Annotated in this window: 19 protein-coding genes; 10 read left to right on the top strand and 9 right to left on the bottom strand. The window is 55.5% G+C overall.

Going from position 1 to position 18926, the window contains the following annotated elements; translation table 11 throughout:
- The first annotated feature begins 54 nt into the window (after positions 1-54).
- The 3 genes from J2I48_RS06055 to J2I48_RS06045 are packed head-to-tail and all read left to right on the top strand — an operon-like array spanning position 55 to position 1751.
- A complete protein-coding gene (locus J2I48_RS06055) occupies positions 55-468 on the top strand; it encodes an Xre family toxin-antitoxin system antitoxin (RefSeq protein ID WP_207334503.1) in 414 nt (137 codons plus the stop codon).
- Between the two features lie 21 nt (positions 469-489).
- Positions 490-936, top strand: a complete 447-nt coding sequence (locus J2I48_RS06050) for an RES family NAD+ phosphorylase (protein WP_207334502.1) — start codon at positions 490-492, stop codon at positions 934-936.
- A gap of 47 nt (positions 937-983) precedes the next feature.
- Positions 984-1751, top strand: coding sequence for a DUF6503 family protein (locus J2I48_RS06045; RefSeq protein ID WP_310587253.1), 768 nt, complete (start codon positions 984-986; stop codon positions 1749-1751).
- Positions 1752-1754: 3 nt separating this feature from the next.
- On the opposite strand, the gene J2I48_RS06040 is transcribed toward J2I48_RS06045, so the two are convergent.
- On the bottom strand, positions 1755-2351 hold the full coding sequence (locus J2I48_RS06040) for an acyl carrier protein phosphodiesterase (RefSeq protein WP_207334501.1): 597 nt from the start codon (positions 2349-2351) through the stop codon (positions 1755-1757).
- Positions 2348-2884 carry a deoxycytidylate deaminase gene (locus J2I48_RS06035; protein ID WP_229375834.1) on the bottom strand — a complete coding sequence of 179 codons (537 nt, stop codon included), beginning with the start codon at positions 2882-2884 and terminating at the stop codon, positions 2348-2350. The genes J2I48_RS06040 and J2I48_RS06035 overlap by 4 nt, the downstream gene beginning before the upstream one ends.
- A 259-nt stretch (positions 2885-3143) precedes the next feature.
- Here J2I48_RS06035 and J2I48_RS06030 point away from each other — a divergent pair, with 259 nt between their 5' ends.
- Positions 3144-4697: a choice-of-anchor Q domain-containing protein gene (locus J2I48_RS06030; protein ID WP_207334500.1), complete on the top strand. Its 1554-nt coding sequence runs from the start codon at positions 3144-3146 to the stop codon at positions 4695-4697.
- A 289-nt stretch (positions 4698-4986) separates the two neighbouring features.
- Here the strand turns inward: J2I48_RS06030 and J2I48_RS06025 are convergent, their stop codons facing one another.
- The 4 genes from J2I48_RS06025 to J2I48_RS06010 form a co-directional block, all read right to left on the bottom strand.
- Complete coding sequence (locus J2I48_RS06025; RefSeq protein WP_229375848.1) at positions 4987-5595, bottom strand: 3-keto-disaccharide hydrolase; 609 nt, start codon at positions 5593-5595, stop codon at positions 4987-4989.
- A 188-nt stretch (positions 5596-5783) separates the two neighbouring features.
- Positions 5784-7112, bottom strand: a complete 1329-nt coding sequence (locus J2I48_RS06020) for an ABC1 kinase family protein (protein WP_207334498.1) — start codon at positions 7110-7112, stop codon at positions 5784-5786.
- A 100-nt stretch (positions 7113-7212) separates the two neighbouring features.
- The gene (locus J2I48_RS06015; protein WP_207334497.1) at positions 7213-7902 is read right to left on the bottom strand and encodes a TetR/AcrR family transcriptional regulator; all 690 of its coding nucleotides are present in this window, start codon (positions 7900-7902) and stop codon (positions 7213-7215) included.
- Positions 7903-7949: 47 nt separating this feature from the next.
- A complete protein-coding gene (locus J2I48_RS06010) occupies positions 7950-8558 on the bottom strand; it encodes a Uma2 family endonuclease (RefSeq protein ID WP_207334496.1) in 609 nt (202 codons plus the stop codon).
- 31 nt (positions 8559-8589) lie between these two features.
- On the opposite strand from J2I48_RS06010, the gene J2I48_RS06005 reads away from it, so the two are divergent.
- The 5 genes from J2I48_RS06005 to J2I48_RS05985 all read left to right on the top strand — a co-directional run bounded on the left by J2I48_RS06005 (position 8590) and on the right by J2I48_RS05985 (position 14992).
- Positions 8590-9114 (top strand): DinB family protein, encoded by a 525-nt coding sequence (locus J2I48_RS06005; protein WP_207334495.1) that lies wholly within the window; start codon positions 8590-8592, stop codon positions 9112-9114.
- A gap of 136 nt (positions 9115-9250) precedes the next feature.
- Positions 9251-10330: a M20 family metallo-hydrolase gene (locus tag J2I48_RS06000; protein WP_207334494.1), complete on the top strand. Its 1080-nt coding sequence runs from the start codon at positions 9251-9253 to the stop codon at positions 10328-10330.
- Positions 10331-10467: 137 nt separating this feature from the next.
- Positions 10468-13431 carry a hypothetical protein gene (locus tag J2I48_RS05995; protein WP_207334493.1) on the top strand — a complete coding sequence of 988 codons (2964 nt, stop codon included), beginning with the start codon at positions 10468-10470 and terminating at the stop codon, positions 13429-13431.
- Positions 13432-13442: 11 nt separating this feature from the next.
- Positions 13443-14096 (top strand): nitroreductase family protein, encoded by a 654-nt coding sequence (locus J2I48_RS05990; protein ID WP_207334492.1) that lies wholly within the window; start codon positions 13443-13445, stop codon positions 14094-14096.
- Between the two features lie 89 nt (positions 14097-14185).
- Entirely contained in the window at positions 14186-14992 is an 807-nt protein-coding gene (locus J2I48_RS05985; protein WP_207334491.1) for a PepSY-like domain-containing protein, read from the top strand.
- A gap of 99 nt (positions 14993-15091) precedes the next feature.
- On the opposite strand, the gene J2I48_RS05980 is transcribed toward J2I48_RS05985, so the two are convergent.
- Positions 15092-16429, bottom strand: a complete 1338-nt coding sequence (locus tag J2I48_RS05980) for a D-arabinono-1,4-lactone oxidase (protein ID WP_207334490.1) — start codon at positions 16427-16429, stop codon at positions 15092-15094.
- Between the two features lie 69 nt (positions 16430-16498).
- Positions 16499-17380, bottom strand: coding sequence for a bifunctional 5,10-methylenetetrahydrofolate dehydrogenase/5,10-methenyltetrahydrofolate cyclohydrolase (locus tag J2I48_RS05975; protein ID WP_207334489.1), 882 nt, complete (start codon positions 17378-17380; stop codon positions 16499-16501).
- A gap of 193 nt (positions 17381-17573) precedes the next feature.
- On the opposite strand from J2I48_RS05975, the gene J2I48_RS05970 reads away from it, so the two are divergent.
- Positions 17574-18041 carry a DUF4126 family protein gene (locus J2I48_RS05970; protein ID WP_207334488.1) on the top strand — a complete coding sequence of 156 codons (468 nt, stop codon included), beginning with the start codon at positions 17574-17576 and terminating at the stop codon, positions 18039-18041.
- A 12-nt stretch (positions 18042-18053) separates the two neighbouring features.
- Here the strand turns inward: J2I48_RS05970 and J2I48_RS05965 are convergent, their stop codons facing one another.
- Positions 18054-18899 (bottom strand): SMP-30/gluconolactonase/LRE family protein, encoded by an 846-nt coding sequence (locus J2I48_RS05965; RefSeq protein ID WP_207334487.1) that lies wholly within the window; start codon positions 18897-18899, stop codon positions 18054-18056.
- Positions 18900-18926: the final 27 nt, after the last annotated feature.

Below are 18926 nucleotides of genomic sequence, written 5' to 3'. Positions count from 1 at the left end.
GGACAAACTTCCGTAGTTTCATGTTGTCAGGGCAACACTCAGTCAATCAGCACGATGCGTAACTCAGTTTTCGGGCGGTACGAACCGCTCATCCGCGATAAAATATCCATCGTTCTATCATCTCGTCGGGGAGTTGATGCCGTGCTGTTTTTCGACCTAGCCGAACTATCTGGCTACAAGCGGGAAGAAATAGCGCCACTGTTCGACACGTCGCTGAAGACGTTGCTGCGCTACAAAGAGACCAAACGCAAACTCAGCCCCACCACGGGCGAACTGGCCCTGAAGATGCTGGCCCTTTTTCAGCATGGCGAAGCCATTTTCGGCAGCATCGCCGAATTCAGAAGCTGGCTCGACGCCCCCGCCTATGGTCTTGGTAATCAGCGCCCGTTCGACCTCATGCAAACATCCGGCGGCATTGACCTGATCGACGACGAACTTACCCGCATTGAATTTGGGGCACTGGCGTAAAACAGTTTTCAGTTTACCGTTTTGGAGGTATATCGCATTACGCTGGCTAAATGGGCCGATAGCCTGGTGGCATCGGGGCGGGCGGCACGCTGGAATTCGGCCGACCGGTTTGTGATCTACACGGCGGCTTCGCGGGCGCTGGCCTGCCTCGAAAACGTGGTTCACCGCACCGGGCGCGGTCTGCAAGCTGATTTTAGAACCATTTGCATCGACATTCCCGAGATGCTGCCCATCGAGACCATTGCCTTGAAGACCCTTCCCCCCGACTGGAGCGAGTTCGAGCAATATGCCTACTGCCAACGCCTGGGCGATGCCTGGCTAGTGGGTCGCAAAACGGCTATTTTGCAGGTGCCCTCAGCCATTGTCCCTGCTGAACACAACTTCCTGCTGAACCCCCAACACCCCGATTTTGCGTATATTCAGATTAGTCAGGTAGAGCCGTTCGTATTCGACAGCCGGATTAAATAAGGGCTTCCTAATGGTCTGTTCACACTAGTTTTATCCTAAACGTTTCCGTGAAAAAAACGCTCATCAATCCAGTCGCTGGCGTATTTCGTTTGCTTTTTGGTGCGCTTTATTGCGTGTTTATGGCGGCAGCCTGTCAATCTAGTAACAAGGCACAAACGCTTATCGATCAGGCCATTACGGCTCATGGCGGTGAGGCCTGGCAGGACAAACGCATTGAGTTCGACTTCCGGAAATTTCACCTGACACTGGAACATCAGGGAGGTAAATTCCGCTACGAACGGGCGCAGCGCGACTCGCTGGGAGCCGAGATTCGCGACATCCTGACCAACGAATCGTTTGTGCGGACGATCAACGGGCAAAAGCAGGTGTTGGACTCTGTTCAGGTGGGCAAATACAGTCGGGCGGTAAACTCGGTGGCCTATTTTGTGCTGCTCCCGTTTAAGCTCCGCGACCCCGCCGTGCTGGCCGATTACGTGGGCGAAGGCACCGTAGACGGGCAGCGATACGACAAAGTCCGGGTGCGTTTCAGAGCCGACGGCGGCGGCAAAGACCACGGCGACACGTTTTGCTACTGGTTCAACCAGCAGACCCACACCATGGATTACCTCTCGTATAGCGACGAAGGCCCGCGCTTTCGCAAGGCCATACACCCGCAGGTGGTGGGCGGCATCCGTTTCCAGGACTACATCAACTACAAAAGCAACGACACCGACACCACCGCCTCCATTCGGTATGACCAGCAATATATGGCCGGGCAATTCACGGAACTGTCGCGTATTGAGAACAAAAATATTCGGGTAGTACCGCTCCGGTGAGGGTCATTCCAGGCCTGCCGTTACCTCCTGAATATGGGCGGTCAGTTGCGGCCAGAAGCGGAGGAAATGCAGGTTGATGTCGTCGTAATAGCGCACCAGATCATCAACGGCGGTGTCGAGGCCAGAGGCGAACTGCGTCCGTCGGGCAAGGCCTTTGAGGGCGCGGTCGATGCCGCCGGTGGTCTGGTAATGCCGCAGCCAGTCCTGCTCCATCATGTAGTGGGCCATACGGGCCGCGCGGGGGGGCAATCGGTCGGCGCGGGTTTGCAGGGTGTGGTAGGCAAAACGGACAAACTCGTCCAGTTCATCGCCCGTCACTTCGCGGAACTGGGTAGCCAGAAAATGGTCGAAAAACACGTCTACGGCCACGCCAGCGTACTTATGGCAGCGCGGGTGCAAGAGCGTACGCACGGCCTGCACTTCTGCGTGGGCATCCGTAAAGGCGTCGATGGTGCGGTGAATCCGTACGCCGGTTAGCTCGTCGGGGAGCAGATTATGGCGCGGATTGGCCGGGTCGCCCTTAATAAAATCACCGATGAAGTTGCCGATAAGATACCCCTCGTTGCGATCAGACAGCCACGCGTGTGCCAGCAAATTCATACTGGCCGCGCAGACGTAAGGGGCGCTTCAGATGCCAGCGTAAAGCCCGCCGTGGGCACGTAGCGCTCCACGTTGACGCCAAATTTCTGGAGAAAATCGACGCCTTCATCAGAGCCAATGCCCTTGTATTGGGCGTAGGAATGCAGGTACACCACCCGCTGAATTTTCATGCTGTAGATGATCCGGGCGCAGGCAATGCAGGGCGACAGCGTGACGTAAATAGTGGCCCCGTCGATAGCCGAACCGTTTTTGGCGGCGTACAAAATCGCGTTCTGCTCGGCGTGGAGGGCTAGTGAACACGACCCCTTCGAGTCGCGGGGGCAGCCCACGTTGGGAAATTCCTCGTCGCAGTTGTGGGTCTCGGCGGGGGGGCCGTTGTAGCCGATAGAAATAATCCGGGTGTCTTTGGTAAGCACCGCCCCCACCTGCGCCTTAATACAGTGCGACCGTTTGGCCAGGTTCACGGCCAATTCCATAAAAATATCGTCGAAACGGGGCTTCACGGGTTTGGGTGCTACGGTGGTTGGGGACATGCGTAAAGATACGGTCTCAGGCCAATTCGGAAATAAGAAAAACAAACACTTCGGCCGGGGCGGTTTGGCAAAAAAGCAGACCTATGGGGCATCCATTGCACCCATTATACCCTACCAAAATCTGTTCAATACATTGATTGTCAACTGTTTAGATAAAAAAATTATTTTCGTTATCCATCATTTTGATGACTATTAATGCAACGATGGGCATAATTTTTGCTACATATTTAGCTATTCACACTGCCAACCCAGGGCTTCCATGCCAACTTTTCCACAACTGCTTTTTTGCCTGTTTCTGTCGTTGTCTGCCCTGTCGCAACCTATCATCCGCGTCACCACATCTGGCGCGGGAGATCGCACGGGCAGTTCGTGGGCCAACGCTTTATCTGGCACCGCCCTGGCCGGCAGTGTGGCCTCCGCCACCCCCGGCACCCAATTCTGGGTAGCAGCAGGCACGTATAAACCCACGACAACCGGCGACCGGATGGCCTCGTTCAGCATTGCATCAGGTGTACAGGTATATGGGGGTTTTGTCGGGAGTGAATCAGCATTAAATGAGCGGATAGCTGGCACAAATGAAACGACATTTTCGGGTGATATATACAATACACCCTATACAAGTACGGACAACAGTGTTCATGTGATGTCGGTACAAAACGCTAGTCAGTTGATCATTCTCAATAGTATAACTGTATTTGGCGGTCACATCAGCGGATTTGATTATGGCAGTTCTGGTGCAGGCCTTTATATAAATCAATCAGCACCTCTTTCGTTAAGTTTATCCGTAATAAATTGTAATTTCATCGGCAATCAAATAGAGAATTGGATGTCTGGTGGAGGAGCAATTATTGCGAAAGTTGACAATTATGCAAGCGTCAATTTATCAATAACAGGTAGTTATTTTTCAGGCAATAAGGCTGGCTTTGGCGGTGCATACGCTCCATATCAAGACAACGGTGGATCTGTTAGCACACTCATTGATAATTGTCTGTTTATCAACAACGAGGGTTTATATGCTGGCGGAGCAATCGATCAAAGTTACTCGTCAGCCGATCCCCTCAACACATTGACGATCAAACGATGTAAGTTTATTAGTAACAATGGAACATATAAAGGAGGCGCGATTTCGCTTGGATATAATCAAACTAGAGTTAGCGAATGCATATTTTCTTCTAATGGGGTTTCTAATTATGGTTATGGTGGCGGTGCTATAAGCGGCTCTGGCGCAGCAAATTCTATATTCACCAATTGCATCTTCTCTAAAAATATTGCTAACTATGGTGGGGCACTATATAGTACATCTGATAACAGCGTGACAAAGCTCATTTTTCGAAATTGTACATTTTTCAACAATCAAGCTTATATAGCTGGTGGTGCATTTTATGCTATATTTTTCACCGGTACTCAGCCTTCGCCTTTCCTATTCAACCGTAATGACACAATTTTAGAGAATTGTATAGTCTGGCAAAATACGGCACCAGATTCACCAGTTTATAAAGATCAGTATTGGATAAGCTTTGAAAGTGATAGAATCAAAAACAGTTTTTTGCCAACCTACTCTGATTTGCAAGAGAGTTATCCGGGTATTGGCAACATAAGTGTTGAACCAGCTTTTATCGACCCTTACAGTAATAATTATCGACTTCTCGCCAATAGCCCCGCCATCAATACAGGCGATCCAATTATAACTGCCTTACCAACATCCGATTATGCAGGTCAACCGCGGGTTCAGAATGGGCGGGTGGATATGGGGGCCTATGAGTCGGCTTGTTTGCCTGCGCCTTGTATCCCGATTACGGCGGTGCGGAAATAACCCCATCGGGGTTCTACAGCGCAGCGTCGGTAGCATATGTATTTGCATCGGTCTTCGCCTGCTTGCGTGCCGTAGGTACGCCACAACACAGATGGGTGGTAGCGTACCTACGGCACGCAAGCAGGCGAAGACCGATGCAAATACATATGCTACCGACGCTGCGCTGTAGAACCCCAATGGGGTTGTGAGTGTCCTGAACCAACGCCAAAAAGCCCACCGAACGTCGATTCGGTGGGCTTTTTGGTGCCAATTAATTACGGCGGAGTGCCACTCCGCCAAACAGGTAGCCTCAATCGGGCAGGATGCGGATCATGATGTCTTTGTAGAGGACTTTGCTTTTGGGGTCGTGGCCTTGCAGGGCTACCGTGCCCCGGCTCAGGCGGCGTTTGATAGTACTGTTAGCGAGGCTATCGGGTTCGGTATAGGTGTTGATGACCTTGTCGTTGATCTTCACCGTCACCTGTTTGCCCTGCACCGTGATGGCTTCGGTATACCATTCGTCGTCTTTTACGAACGTCTCTTTTACGTCCTGCATACTGTATACACTGCCCGTTTTACGCCAGTCGGTGTGGGTTTGGTTTACCTGAATCTCGTAACCCTGCGCGGGCCAGCCGGTTTCCTGGTAAGCGGTATGAATAAACATGCCCGAATTGGACCCTGGCATTGTTTTCACCTGCGCTTTCCACTCGAAATTCTTGAACGAATGGTTGCCCACCGGTCCTTCGTAGAACAGGTGCGCCCTGGGACCAGCCACCATAATGGCCCCGTCCTCTACGCTGAACGTAGCGGGGTTTTCGGCGGCTTTCCAGCCGGTTAACGTCTTTCCGTCAAACAGGCTAACCCAGCCGCCGGGAGCCTGACTGTAGAGAATGCCCGAAGCAGTCAGTAAGCAGCCCATCGTGAAGATTATTATCGTTTTCATAAAGTTTGGTTTGGGCGTTGTGCCATTTACGTACATAAAGACAAATGAATAACCACCTACCCTAGCTGCCAAGCCATTCTCGTTACACAAAAACGCCCCCCAGAATAAGTTCTGGGGGGCGTCATTCTATGCAGCTACTGAGCCGGATCCAACTCCGGGTTGCGTTAGGCCACCGCTGCCAGTTTTGGCTTTAGCCATTCGGGCTTGTGCGTTATCACTTTGGCTTTCAATTCGTTGAGCAGGGCGTACAGGCCGTAGTAGGTTCGGTTTACGTACAGGCCATCCTGCGAACCGCGCACCACTTTCGATGAACGAAGCTCATCCAGTTTCGAGAGCTGATCGGCAAAAGCGTAGACGTTGTTGAAGTACTCGTCGTCGCCGAAATCGAACTCATCAACGGCAAACGGAGCGCCTAGCAGGTCGATCATTTGCATGAACAGGCCGGAGAAAAACTTGCGGTCTTTGGCTGAATCCTGCGGCACCAAAAACTCCAGGTTCGTGAAAATCTGCTGCGTCAGGGCTTCGTCTTTAACCGTGTCGGGGTTGATAAGCTGGAAGTAATTGTCGTAGTAAAAATCAGGAATAACCTTCACGCAGCCGAAGTCGATGACGCCCATCGTACCGTCGGGCCGCATCAGAAAATTGCCGGGGTGCGGGTCGGCGTGGACCTGCCGGAGGGTGTGGATCTGGAAATCGTAGAAGTCCCACAGCGCCTGCCCGATCTTGTTGCGCACGTCCTGCGAGGGGTTCGTGGCCAGGAATTCTTTCAGGTGTTGCCCTTCCAGCCAATCCATCGTCAGCACACGCTTGCTCGACAGTTCTGGGTAATATTTGGGGAACACCAGGCCCGGAATGTGGGCACAGGCTTCCGAAATCTCGACCGACCGTTTCAGTTCCAGGTCATAGTCGGTCTCTTCCAGCAGCTTGCTTTCTACCTCGCCCATGTAGCGATCAATCTGGCGCTCGTCCAGGTTCAACAGCCTCACAGCCAATGGTTTGGCAATGCGTAGATCAGACGTAACGGAGTCGGCCACGCCGGGGTATTGCACCTTTACAGCCAGCTTTTTGCCGTACTTGTAAGCCACGTGTACCTGCCCGATACTAGCGGCGTTGACCGAGTTGATATCGAACGAATCGTACATGTCGCCCGGCGATTTACCAAACAGCGTACGAAATGTTTTCACCACCAGCGGCCCCGACAACGGCGGCGCGGAGTATTGCGACATGGCGAATTTGTCGCTGTAGGCCGTAGGCAGCAGGCCCCGGTCCATGCTCAGCATCTGCGCCATTTTCAAGGCCGAGCCTTTCAGCTCGCTGAGGGCATCGTAGATATCGGCGGCATTATCGTTATGCAAGTCCTCTTTGGTCAATGACGGATCGACGAGTTTTTTGCTGTAATGCTTGATATAGTTGCCCCCTACTTTCACGCCGGCCTTCACAAACTGGCTGGCACGGGCAACCTTACTAGTTGGAACAGAGCTTTGGGTTTTCATAAGCGAAAGAGTGAAAAGGCGAAAGAATGAAAGAGCGATTATTCATGCAGAAATAGGTAGGGCTACTGCCCACTCTTTCGCTCTTTCAGGCTTTCACTCTTTATCTATTTTGGTACGCAAACTTGGCGAAGTCGAAGAGGGTGTCCAGGGGGGAACGGCCGATGAGGTCGAAAGTGGTATTGACCGCTTTTTCAATGGCGGTGTCGGTTTTTTCGAAACCTTTGCTCACGTCTTTCACCCAGAAATCGAGCACAAAAAGCGCCTGTGTCCAGAGGGCGGCGGGGTAGCGGTCGGTGAGAAACGGGCGGGGTTCCACTTCGCGGCTTTCGCGACCTTCGGCCAGTAAATCGCGGGCAAAGTCGTTGAAGGCATCTTTGAACGGCATCAGCACCTGCGAGTTAACGGTGCGGCTACGTACACCAGCGCGGGCAATGGGCGAGGCCACGGACATGGTACCGTCGGCATTCATTCCCCTCAACCGTCCATAGCTATAAACCACAAAGCTGCGCTGCGCTTTCAGCAGTTCGATCCAGGTGTAGTAGAAGGCCAGCAGTTTCTCCCGAACGGAGTAAGTCTGGTAAGTATCGTCGGCCTCAACAGTCCGTTTCGACTCCAGAAAGAAGGTAAGCCAAACATCGGCTTCGATGGCATCGAAGGAGGCGTAGTAGTTGTAGAACTCAGCTTCGGCGAGTTTCAGTTTTTTGGCAAACTGGAAAACGGAGGTGGGCTGCTTGCCGTTTTCAAGGACGTATTCAGTGTACGCCTTACGGATTTTTTCGAGCGTTTCCATATACTAAGGAAACTGACCGAACGGGGTAAAAGTTTGAGTATTTGGCCCTATTGGAATAATAAACGCAGGTCGAACGAAAAGCCGGGCAGGACGTTTTCGCCGTTCAGTGGTTGGGTTAAATCGACGTGTTTACTGATGGTGCCATCGGCACGATAGATAAGAACAGCCTGCTCTTTGGTGTTGATCAGCCAACCCAGCGAAACGCCATTATTGATATATTCCAGCATCTTGTCTTTAGCCGAGGTCAATGCATCAGTCGGCGACATCAGCTCAATAACGAAGTCAGGCGCGATGGGTGGAAATTTTTCCTGCTGCTGTTCGGTTAGCGTATTCCAGCGTGGGTCGCTAATCCAGGCAGCATCGGGTGAGCGGGTCGCACCATTCTTGAATCTAAAGGCGGTTGATGAGTCGAACCCGAAGCCGCCGTTTTCTTCCGTCCACAAATAGAGTTTTGCAGCGATCAATGCGGTTCTATGGCCTGATCTTCCGCCTGAGTTTGGCATGGCTACAATTGTTCCATCTGGCCTTCGTTCGAATTTGAGGTGTTCATTGATTTGACAAAACTCATAGAAGGCATCATCGTCCATCTGAAACTGACCAAAGTTTATTGGCGTGTTCCGCTGCTCTCTAGATATATTGGCAAAATTCAGCGTCATTATCCTGGACGTTTTTGTGAATATACAACCAATGCCAACACAACCTGAAATCTGGCTTCGGGGGCCTTTACCGGGTATTCCAGCCCTGTTGCAACCCGCCGCCCATGCCCTCTTGCAGGCCCGCGAAGACCTGAAAACAGCCCTCGCCCAGTTCCCCGATGAACACCTCTGGGACCGCCCAGCGGGAGTAGCGTCGGTGGGGTTCCATTTGCAGCACATTGCGGGTGTACAGGACCGGATGCTGACCTACGCCCGCGGCGAAAGCCTGTCGGAAGCCCAGTTTGCCGACCTGAAAGGGGAAGGCCAACCTACCACCGGGCAGGCCACCGTAGCCGAACTCATGACCCGCCTGAGCACCCAAACCGACCGCACCGTAGCCCAGCTAGCCCAAACCGACCCCGCCAACCTCCCCGACTTCCGCACCGTGGGGCGGGCGGCGCTACCCTCTACCGTGGGTGGCCTGCTCTTCCACGCCGCCGAACACACCATGCGCCACGTGGGACAGTGTTTGGTAACGGCGAAAGCAGTGATGAGTGCTGAGTGGCAAGAAAAGTAGTGATGAGTGCTGAGTGGTAAGCGATGAGTTTGCTGCCACCAGCGTATTTACTTACGCGGAAGCAAACTCACCGCTTACCACTCAGCACTCACCACTACTTTTCTTACCACTCAGCACTCATCACTACTTTTGCCCCATGAACACCTCTATCGCTACACCCGCCATTGCCCTATTAAAACAATTGATTGCTACGCCGTCGATGAGCCGGGAAGAGGGGGCGACGGGGGATTTGATCGCAACGTACTTGGATCAAAATGGCGTCGTCTATGACCGGCTGGGGCATAACGTATGGGCCAAAAACCGTCATTTCGACCCCACCAAGCCCACCCTGCTGCTCAATTCGCACCACGACACGGTGAAGCCCAACCCGTCGTGGACGCGTGACCCATTTGCTCCGGTGGTCGAAGGCGACGTGCTCTATGGTCTCGGCAGCAACGACGCGGGCGGCTGTCTGGTAAGTCTGCTGGCTACGTTTGTAGCGCTCTATGACCGCACCGATCTGAGTCATAACCTGGTGATGGCCGCCACCGCCGAAGAAGAAATTTCGGGGCGGGGTGGCATAGAGTCTCTCCTGCCCCACCTGCCGCCGCTGGCCGTAGCCATCGTGGGCGAACCCACCCAAATGCAGCTTGCCATTGCCGAGAAGGGCTTGCTGGTGCTCGATTGCACCGTCACGGGCCGGGCCGGTCACGCCGCCCGCGACGAAGGTGACAATGCCATTTATAAAGCCCTGCCCGACATGCAGTGGTTTCAGACCTATGCCTACCCAAAAGTGTCGCCCCTGCTGGGACCGGTGAAACAGTCCGTCACGATGGTAGAGGCAGGCACGCAGCATAACGTGGTGCCCGACGTCTGCACGTTTACCGTAGACGTACGCGTGACGGAGCAGTACACGCTGGAAGAAATTCTGGCCATTGTGCGCGACCATGTGTCGGCTACGGTGACACCCCGGTCGGTGCGGCTACGTCCGTCGGGTATTGCGCCAGGCCACCCGCTGGTGCAGGCGGGGCTGGCGCTGGGACGCACCACTTACGGCTCGCCAACGCTGTCGGATCAGGCGTTGCTGACGCAGAATGGGCGGGTCATTCCATCCTTGAAGTGCGGCCCCGGCCGTTCAGAACGGTCGCACACCGCCGACGAGTTTGTGTTGCTGAGCGAGATCGAGGCGGGCATTGCAGGGTATCGGGCTTTGCTGGCAGGAATCGGCATTGGCTGACCAAGACGTATTTCGGGCCTGGTGCGCTACAATTAGCAGCGGCGTTGCCTGGTGCCCTTCCGCGTGGTAGAACCAGTTTCGATAGTATCTTAGCAACAACCCCAGGGCTGGTACGTCGTTGCCCGAATCCCCTCGTTATGCGCGTTTTATTATTCTCTGTGCTACTGCTGACCGCCGCCACGGCCATAGGTCAGGGCTTACCTATTCTGGACCAAAACCCAGCCTCGCTACGCTGGTACCGGATCAACACCCCCCACTTTCGGGTTATTTATCCCGCTGGTTTTGATGAATCCGCCCGCCGCACAGCGCAACGGCTGGAGCAGGTTTATGAGCCGGATGCCGCCGGGCTGGAACGCCGCCCCCGGCCGCTATCGGTAGTGCTGCAAAACCAGACCACGGTGAGCAACGGTTTTGCCACGCTCTATCCGCGCCACGCTGAGTTTTTTACCACGCCCCCGCAAGACCCCGCCCTGCTGGGCACCAACACCTGGACCGACCTGCTGGCCGTGCATGAATACCGGCATATTGTGCAGTATGAAAAAGCGTTGCAGGGCTACGGGCGGGTGCTCTACACGCTGCTGGGAGCGCAGGGGCTGAGTTTTGCGGCGCAGCTGGTTACGCCAGGCTGGTTTCTGGAGGGCGACGCCGTGGGTACCGAAACCATCCTGACGCGCTCTGGCCGGGGGCGCATTCCTGAATTTGAACTGGGTATGCGCACCAACCTGCTCACCCGGCCGCTGTTTAGTTTTGCCAAAGCCACGGGCGGGTCGTTTCGCGATAATGTGCCCAACCACTACGAACTGGGCTATTTTCTGACCACCAAACTCAAACGCACCTACGGTCCCAACGCCTGGAGCAAGGCGCTCAACAAAATCTACACACAGTTTCCGTTCTACCCCTTTTCGTTTTCCAATGGCCTGAAACAGAGCACAAAGTCAGCCGAAAACCCCGGCGGCACCAGCGTGGATGCCCTCTACCGCGAGTCGATGGCCGATTTAGGCGAGACCTGGAAAAAGAAACGCGAAAACCTGACCATCACCCCCGCCACGCTCTATCCCGTTCTGGCCGAAAAAGCGCAATCAGCACGTCCCGTTTTTACCAACTACCGCTTTCCGCAGTACCTCACCGACAGCACTATCCTGTGCATCAAAAACGGCCTTGGCGACATCGCACAGTTGGTTTTGTTGAGTCGGCATGGCGTTGAAAAACGGGTGTACAAGCAGGGATTGATCCTCAATAACCCAGCCTATTTTTCGGCCACGCCGCAACAGGCCTGCTGGATCGAAAACCGCGTTGATCCCCGCTGGCGCTCACGGGTTTATGGGGAAATAAAAGTACTCGACCTGGCCACCGGTACCCTCCGCCGCCTCACCACCCGAACCCGCTACACCGCTGTAGCCCTGTCGCCCGACAACCAGCAGCTAATTGCCCTCCGCAACGATACCGACAACCAGAACCGGCTGGTGGTGCTCGACGCGCAAACGGGCCTCGAAATCAGCGTGTTACCCAACCCCGCCAACGATTTGTATGTGCACCCCCGTTGGCATAACAACCGGCAGGTGGTGACCATAACGCTCTCGAAATCAGGCAAAACCATTGCCTACATCGACACGCAAACGGGCGACAAGCGGGACCTGCTACCCCCTGCCAACGTCAACATCAGCCATCCGCAATCGTATGGCAATACGCATATTCTGTTCAACTCGCCGCAGTCGGGTATCGACAATATCTACGCCGTGGAGATGACGTCGGGGCAGGTGTCGCAAGTAACGTCGCGGCCGTTTGGGGCTTACCACGCCACGGTGTCGCCCACCATCCGGACGCTGGCCGTGCAGGATTACGACACCCACGGCTTCCGCATTGCCGAACTGCCGCTCGACCCCGCCACCTGGACACCAGTAGCCAATTTCGGTCAAACCGACCAGGCCACGCGCTACTTTGGCCCACTGTTAACCGCTGGCAGTCAAACACTTGCCCCCATCGCGACCGATTCGATACCAACCCTGCCTACCAGCCCGCCGCAACGCTACAGCCGCCTGGCCCACGCCCTGAACGTGTATGGCTGGGGACCGGCCTTTACGTCCGACGGGCAGGGGCTGACCCTGGGTATCCAGTCGCAGGATATGCTGAACACCACCCAGGTTTCGGCAGCCTACGTCTATAACCAAAGCGAGCAAATCGGCGCATTTTCGGCCAACGTGAGCTACCAGGGGCTATATCCGGTCATCGACGTAGGCTTCCAGACCGGCAATCGGCGCACGAGTGTGTACCTGGATCGTGCGTTGCCACTCGACAGCCTGCGCTCCGACCTCTGGCACTACAACCAGTTTACGGCGGGGGTGCGGTTGCCGCTGGTGCTGACACAATCGCGGTTTAACCAGAGCGCCAGCCTGTCGGCCTACTATGGCCTGCTGAACGTAACGGACTACGACCTGCCGGGCCGACTGCTGACCGAAACCGGCAACGGCAACCTGCACACGCTAACCTACGGGGCCGCCTACAGCTACACCCTGCGCCAGAGCTACCGCGACGTAGGTCCCCGGCTGGGCTTTGGCATCAGCACGTCGCTACGCCACACCCCACTGGCTAACACCGATGCCGATTTAAGTGGGCTACAATGGGGAACGTCGGTGAGCGTGTACGTGCCGGGACTGGGCAAGCACCATAGTCTGCGGCTACGCGGGGCCTATCAATACCAGCGGGGCACGGCCAACGTAAGCAGGCCCTACCGGTTTCAGGCGGGCGTCCTCTACCCGCGCGGGGCGCCCTACGTGGCTTTCGACAACCTCACCATTTCGGGTGCCGACTACCGCCTCCCCCTCGCCGACGTACACTGGTCGCTCACGAGGTTGCTCTACGTGCAGCGCATCAAAGCCAACCTCTTCACCGACTACGCCCAGGGCAGCAGCAACGTGCTCCTGGCATCGACCCGCCAGATCGCGCCCGTCACCGGCTATGACTGGACCATCGGCGGCGACCTCTCCTTCGTCTTCAACCCCCTCCGGCTCCGCTCACCCCTGGAGGTTGGCATCCGCACCATCTACGACGTCCGCCGCCAACAATGGCTTGTGCAACCGCTGGTCGTCGATATTGGCTTTTAACCCACCCGGCCATGATCCCCTTTCAACCTTCCTTCACCCCGACTGAGGTCGATTTACTGGCGCGGAGCCGAGCGTTCTTCGAGCAGGTGAACAGTCGCCGGACGGTGCGTGACTTTTCGGATAAACCCGTACCACGAGACGTGATCGAGCAGCTGATTATGAGCGCTTCTACGGCACCGTCGGGAGCGCACAAGCAGCCCTGGACGTTTTGCGTTATAGGCGATCCGGTGCTGAAAACACAGATCAGGGCTGCTGCTGAGGCCGAAGAGCACCGTAGCTATACCAGTCGGATGTCGGCAGAATGGCTAGACGATCTGGCTCCGCTGGGTACCGACTGGCAGAAGCCATTTCTGGAAATCGCGCCTTACCTGATCATCGTTTTTCGGCGCATTTTCGAGTTTCAGGCCGAGGCAAAACGACCCAACTACTACGTTATGGAGTCGGTGGGAATTGCCTGTGGTTTTTTGCTCACCGCTATCCACGACGCGGGGTTGGTGGCCCTCACGCATACACCCAGCCCCATGGATTTCCTGACCAAACTCCTTGACCGTCCCACTAACGAAAAGCCATTTCTACTCATTCCCGTTGGCTACCCCGCCCCCACCGCCACCGTCCCCAACATCCACCGCAAACCCGCCGAGGAGGTGATTGTATGGTATGAGTGAACAAAAAGTTCATTGAAAATTAATCGAACGCACTGCAACAGCCTTAGCCTATAGGCCGTAATCCTGTACAAAACCAACGAATCACAACGATGAAAAAGTTACAGGTAGTAAGCTTCATAGCTTTGTTTGGCATGGCGCTTTGGGGATGTAATCAGGGATCAAACGTAGCGCCCGACGCGACACTATCGACCGCACGCCTCACCAGCGACTCCACCGGTTTCCACTGTCGCGACAGCCTGACCAAAGTGGCTGTGACGGCCCTCCCGGCCACCATCACGGCCTATATCGCCAAAACGTACGCCGGATCGACGGCTGATTATGCCGCCAAAGATGACAAAGGGAATTTCCTGGTAGCCATTAGTACCACCACGACGCGGAACCTGCTGCTTTTCAACGCCGACGGTACGTTTAACAAAGAACTGACGCTTCGGGGTGGTCCCGGCGGGCACGGTCCGGGTGGCTTTGGCAAGAAGCGTGATAGCCTGACTGTGGTGGCTATAAGTGCACTTCCAGCGGCCATTACCACCTACATCACCGCCAACTACGCCGGAGCTACCGTCGACGTAGCGGCGAAGGATGCCAACCGGGGGTATGTGGTTATGATTACGCAGAACGGTCAGCGCAAAGCGCTGTTGTTCAACCTCGACGGCACGTTCAGCCAGGAAGTAGTGCGGGGTGTGAAGGGTAACTACAGCGTGGTAGCGGCCAGTACCTTACCGGCCAACGTAACGACCTACATCACTACCAACTACGCGGGGTCGAGCATTAAACTGGTGGGCAAAAGCACCACCGGCCAGTATAAAGTATTTATTCAAACAGCTACTGGTCAGCTGGTTGAACTCTCTTTCGCCGCCGACGGCACCTTCGTCCAGGCGCGCGCGGGGCGCAAGTGGTGAGCTTATAGTGATGAGTGCTAAACGGTGAGTGATGAGTTTGCTGCCGCGAGAGCAGTTACACGGGCGGCAGCAAACTCATCACTTACCACTCACCACTATTTAAAAGATGTTCGTATCCAGGAAGGCGTTGCGGAACTTGCCTTTGGGGTCGTTCTGGGCCAGCATCTGTTTGAACTCGGCGTATTTTTCGTAGCGGGCCTGTAGCTGGGCGGGGGGAATGGTAAAGAGTTTACCCCAGTGTGGCCGAGCACTAAACGGGGCCAGTTCCTTCTCAATGACCGGCAACACGTTCTTCACCGATGTCCAGTCGGGTTTCCAGGTGAAATGGATGGCCACCGATGGCCGTTTGTAGGCCGTACTCATCCACAGATTGTCGGCGGCGATGGTCCGAATTTCGGAGATCATCAGGTGCGGCGTAATCTGGTCGCGGAGGCGTTCAACAGCCAACAGTGCCTCTACGGCGTTGCTGGCGGGCACGAAATACTCCGATTGCAATTCTTTGCCGCTGCTGGGCGTAAAGCCCATTCGGAAGTGTGGCAGCCGCTCATACCAGGGTCCGGGTACACCCATCTGCGCCGTGCAGTTCACGGCGTCGAGTGCCGCAATGGGGTGCAAGTTGCGGGTGGCGGGTTTGGCCCCGTAGAAATCCTGTGTCGCGGCTTGCTCACCCGGCTCCACCCGCGATTTCACCCATACCTCGCTCACCGTGCCTTTCTGCCAGTCGGTAAACAAACTCACGCTATACCCCGCCGACATGATGGCGGCGAAATGATCTTTAAGCTGGCTCATGGGCAGGTTTTCGTAGACGAGCTGCCGCACCTGAAACGTAGGCTGGATTCTGAGCGTCACGTGCGTCACCACACCCAGTCCGCCCAGATGCACCACCGCCGCCCGGAAGGCGTCGCCGTCGGCGGCTTCGGTCAGCGTACGTTTTTCGCCCGCGGCCGTGATGAAGTCCATGCCTACCACCGCCGTAGCCAGATTGCCGTTGCCCACCCCCGACCCGTGGGTAGCCGTGGCGCAGGCCCCCGCCACCGAAATGTGGGGCAGCGAGGCCAGATTATGCAGCGCGAAGCCCTGCTGATCCAGGCAGATAGCCAGGTCGCCGTATTTCATCGTTGCATCTACGGTGACGGTGCGGGCGTTGGCATCCAGCGAGATTACCTGATTCATGTTGCCCAGGTGAATGAACTGCTGGGTGCTGTCGGCAATGCCGTTGAAGCAATGGCGCGTACCTAACACTTTCATTTTGGGGTACTTACGGATCAGTTCCTGTACCTGCTCTACCGATTTGGCCTGCGCCAGGCGGGCGGTGCTGTATTGATAATTACCCGCCCAGTTGGTCATCGGCGCGGGGGCCAGCCAGTCGAACGAGGGTGAGAGCATAGGGGTCGCCAATGCCGTAGACGATAGTTTGAGGAAAGTGCGTTTGTTCATGGTTACGGGGGTTTGGGTAGGAGCCATAACAAACTCCTTCACTGTCAGCAAGAAACAAACTGGCTCATCTTACTTATACACCTCGCGCCGGGCGGCTTTGACGGTGTTTTGCATGAGCGAGCAGATCGTCATCAGGCCTACGCCGCCGGGTACGGGCGTGATGTAGTTTGTTTTGGGCGCTACCTCGTCAAATTTCACGTCGCCTTTAAGGGAGAAGCCGCTTTTTTTGGTGGCATCTTCCACGCGCTCCAGCCCCACGTCGATCACCACGGCACCATCTTTCACCATATTGGCGGTGATGAATTCGGGGCGACCCAGCGCGGCAATGAGGATGTCGGCAGTGCGGCAGATCTCGGCGAGGTTAGTGGTTTTCGAGTGGGTCAGCGTAACGGTGCAGTTGCCGGGGTAGTCATTTCGCTGCATCAGAATGCTCATGGGCAATCCCACAATCTGGCTGCGGCCCACCACTACGCAGTGCTTGCCGCTGGTGGGTATATCGTACCGTTTCAGCATCTCCAGAATCCCCTGCGGCGTGGCCGACACGTAGGCAGGCAACCCCTTGGCCATGCGCCCAATGTTGACGGGGTGAAAGCCGTCAACGTCCTTTTCGGGCGCTATCGTTTCCATCACCTTGTCGGGGTTAATATGCTTGGGCAGCGGCAGTTGCACAATCAGTCCGTCCATATCGGGGTTAGCATTCACCTCGGCCACGGCCGCCAGCAGATCAGCCTCGGTCACGTCGTCGTCGAAGCGGATGAGGGTAGAGTGCATGCCCACTTCTTCGCAGCTTTTCATCTTACTGGCCACGTACGTCTCAGACCGCCCCGCCGTGCCGACAAGGATAGCCACGAGGTGCGGAATCTTACCACCTTCGGTCTTGATTTGGGCAACATCGGCCGCGATTTCCTGCTTTATCTGGGCAGAAAGAAGTTTTCCGTCTAAAAGGATCATGATCTACTGAGTCTCTGGCAAGGTCTCCCGGCGACCTGTTAGTATGCCGTCGGGATGACGCGCAAAGGTCGCAAAGAAATGATGATGGCCGGGTACACCGCCAAAAACTAGCGCCTCTAGCATTGGCTGCCTACGCTGGAAAACAAAAACCCGGAGTAGCTGTTGAACAGGTAACTCAACGCATAAATATTATATGAATTCATCACCACTTAGCGCCTTTCTCATTGGGGTGGTCTCAGGCATGCGGGCCATGGCTGGACCGGCATTGATTAGTCAAAAACTGTCGACACAAACTCCCAACCCACTGTTCGACAGCAGTTTATCGTTCATTGCGTCGCCTAAAACGGCTAATGTGCTGAAAGTGCTGGCGGGTGGCGAACTTATCGGCGACAAGGTACCGCATGGTCCCGACCGCATTTCGCCACCGCAGCTTATTGCCCGGCTGGCGTCGGGTGCCACCTGCGGCGCGGCCCTGAGCGAAGCGCGGGGGGCCTCCGTACGGGTAGGAGCACTGCTGGGAGCTACAGGGGCATTGGCTGGTGCGTTTACTTTTTTTCACCTTCGCCGCTACCTGAATCACGAGCAGGACATCCCCGACCCACTGCTGGCCGTGATCGAGGATGCCATCACCTACGGTGCCGGTTGGCAGGCGGTGAAATAGCATAGCGGCCAGCTACTTCAGCGAAAAGGCTTTGACGGTGTTGTGGTAAAACGTGGGGACAAACAGCGTCTGGGTGGCCGGATTGTAGCCAATGTCGGCTGAGTTAATCTTCCCGGCTGAGGTATCCGACAGCAGTTCATTGGTGCCATCAGCGCGGATGTGCCAGACCTTTCCGCCCCACTCGGTCACCATGTATTGCTTACCGCCCAGGCTCACAATGCCATCGATACCGCCCGTTACCTTGCTCAGGATGTCAACTTTTTTGGTGGTCGGGTTCATGCTCAGCAGTGCGCCATCGCCGTTGCCGATCAGCAGCTGCCCGTCGTCAAACAGGAGTCCGTTTGGGCCTTTCAGGGGTGTGCTGGCCATAACGAGCGTGGCGTTACCCTGCGTCAATGACCACAGTTTGCTATCGCCCGAATCGGTGACGTAGATGATGCCGTTTTTAGTATCGATGGCAATGTCGTTGAGGAATTTAGCCCCGTCAATGGGGTATCGGTTAACGATTTTGCCCGTTGTGAGCGCGATTTCCGCCACCTGATTCATCTCCGTTACGTAGAGCTTGTCGCCCAGAATGCCCATTCCTTTGGTGGAGTTGAGGTTGTCGGTGAATTTCATCTGCATCACCTTGCCATCAAGGCCCACTTTGGCAATGTAGCTGCTTTTGTTCTCCAGTTTTGGGCTACCGTTGATGCAGGAGACAAACAACACCTTCGAGGCGGGGTCGAACAAAACGCATTCAGGCGTGCGCAGGGTGGTGTCGGTTTCCCAACTGGGTTTTAGAGTCAACTTTTGCGCCAGGAGTTGGGTAGTGCTAAGGAGCAGGCCGGTCAGTGCGGCATAAGTCAGGGGTTTCATGCGTTGGTCTGGGTGAACGGGTAAACG

This window comes from Fibrella aquatilis, from assembly GCF_017353255.1.
GTDB classification, from domain to species: domain Bacteria; phylum Bacteroidota; class Bacteroidia; order Cytophagales; family Spirosomataceae; genus Fibrella; species Fibrella aquatilis.
Note: the sequence above shows the minus strand (reverse complement) of the source record. Positions and strands in the feature narration are given on the sequence as shown.

Bases quoted from the DNA above. Each gene is read 5' to 3' on its own strand.
- J2I48_RS06055 (WP_207334503.1), top strand. From the start codon at position 55: ATGCGTAACTCAGTTTTCGGGCGGTACGAACCGCTCATCCGCGATAAA.
- J2I48_RS06040 (WP_207334501.1), bottom strand. From the start codon at position 2,351: ATGAATTTGCTGGCACACGCGTGGCTGTCTGATCGCAACGAGGGGTAT.
- J2I48_RS06035 (WP_229375834.1), bottom strand. From the start codon at position 2,884: ATGTCCCCAACCACCGTAGCACCCAAACCCGTGAAGCCCCGTTTCGAC.
- J2I48_RS06030 (WP_207334500.1), top strand. From the start codon at position 3,144: ATGCCAACTTTTCCACAACTGCTTTTTTGCCTGTTTCTGTCGTTGTCT.
- J2I48_RS06025 (WP_229375848.1), bottom strand. From the start codon at position 5,595: ATGGGCTGCTTACTGACTGCTTCGGGCATTCTCTACAGTCAGGCTCCC.
- J2I48_RS06020 (WP_207334498.1), bottom strand. From the start codon at position 7,112: ATGAAAACCCAAAGCTCTGTTCCAACTAGTAAGGTTGCCCGTGCCAGC.
- J2I48_RS06015 (WP_207334497.1), bottom strand. From the start codon at position 7,902: ATGGAAACGCTCGAAAAAATCCGTAAGGCGTACACTGAATACGTCCTT.
- J2I48_RS06010 (WP_207334496.1), bottom strand. From the start codon at position 8,558: ATGACGCTGAATTTTGCCAATATATCTAGAGAGCAGCGGAACACGCCA.
- J2I48_RS06005 (WP_207334495.1), top strand. From the start codon at position 8,590: ATGCCAACACAACCTGAAATCTGGCTTCGGGGGCCTTTACCGGGTATT.
- J2I48_RS06000 (WP_207334494.1), top strand. From the start codon at position 9,251: ATGAACACCTCTATCGCTACACCCGCCATTGCCCTATTAAAACAATTG.
- J2I48_RS05995 (WP_207334493.1), top strand. From the start codon at position 10,468: ATGCGCGTTTTATTATTCTCTGTGCTACTGCTGACCGCCGCCACGGCC.
- J2I48_RS05990 (WP_207334492.1), top strand. From the start codon at position 13,443: ATGATCCCCTTTCAACCTTCCTTCACCCCGACTGAGGTCGATTTACTG.
- J2I48_RS05985 (WP_207334491.1), top strand. From the start codon at position 14,186: ATGAAAAAGTTACAGGTAGTAAGCTTCATAGCTTTGTTTGGCATGGCG.
- J2I48_RS05980 (WP_207334490.1), bottom strand. From the start codon at position 16,429: ATGAACAAACGCACTTTCCTCAAACTATCGTCTACGGCATTGGCGACC.
- J2I48_RS05975 (WP_207334489.1), bottom strand. From the start codon at position 17,380: ATGATCCTTTTAGACGGAAAACTTCTTTCTGCCCAGATAAAGCAGGAA.
- J2I48_RS05970 (WP_207334488.1), top strand. From the start codon at position 17,574: ATGAATTCATCACCACTTAGCGCCTTTCTCATTGGGGTGGTCTCAGGC.
- J2I48_RS05965 (WP_207334487.1), bottom strand. From the start codon at position 18,899: ATGAAACCCCTGACTTATGCCGCACTGACCGGCCTGCTCCTTAGCACT.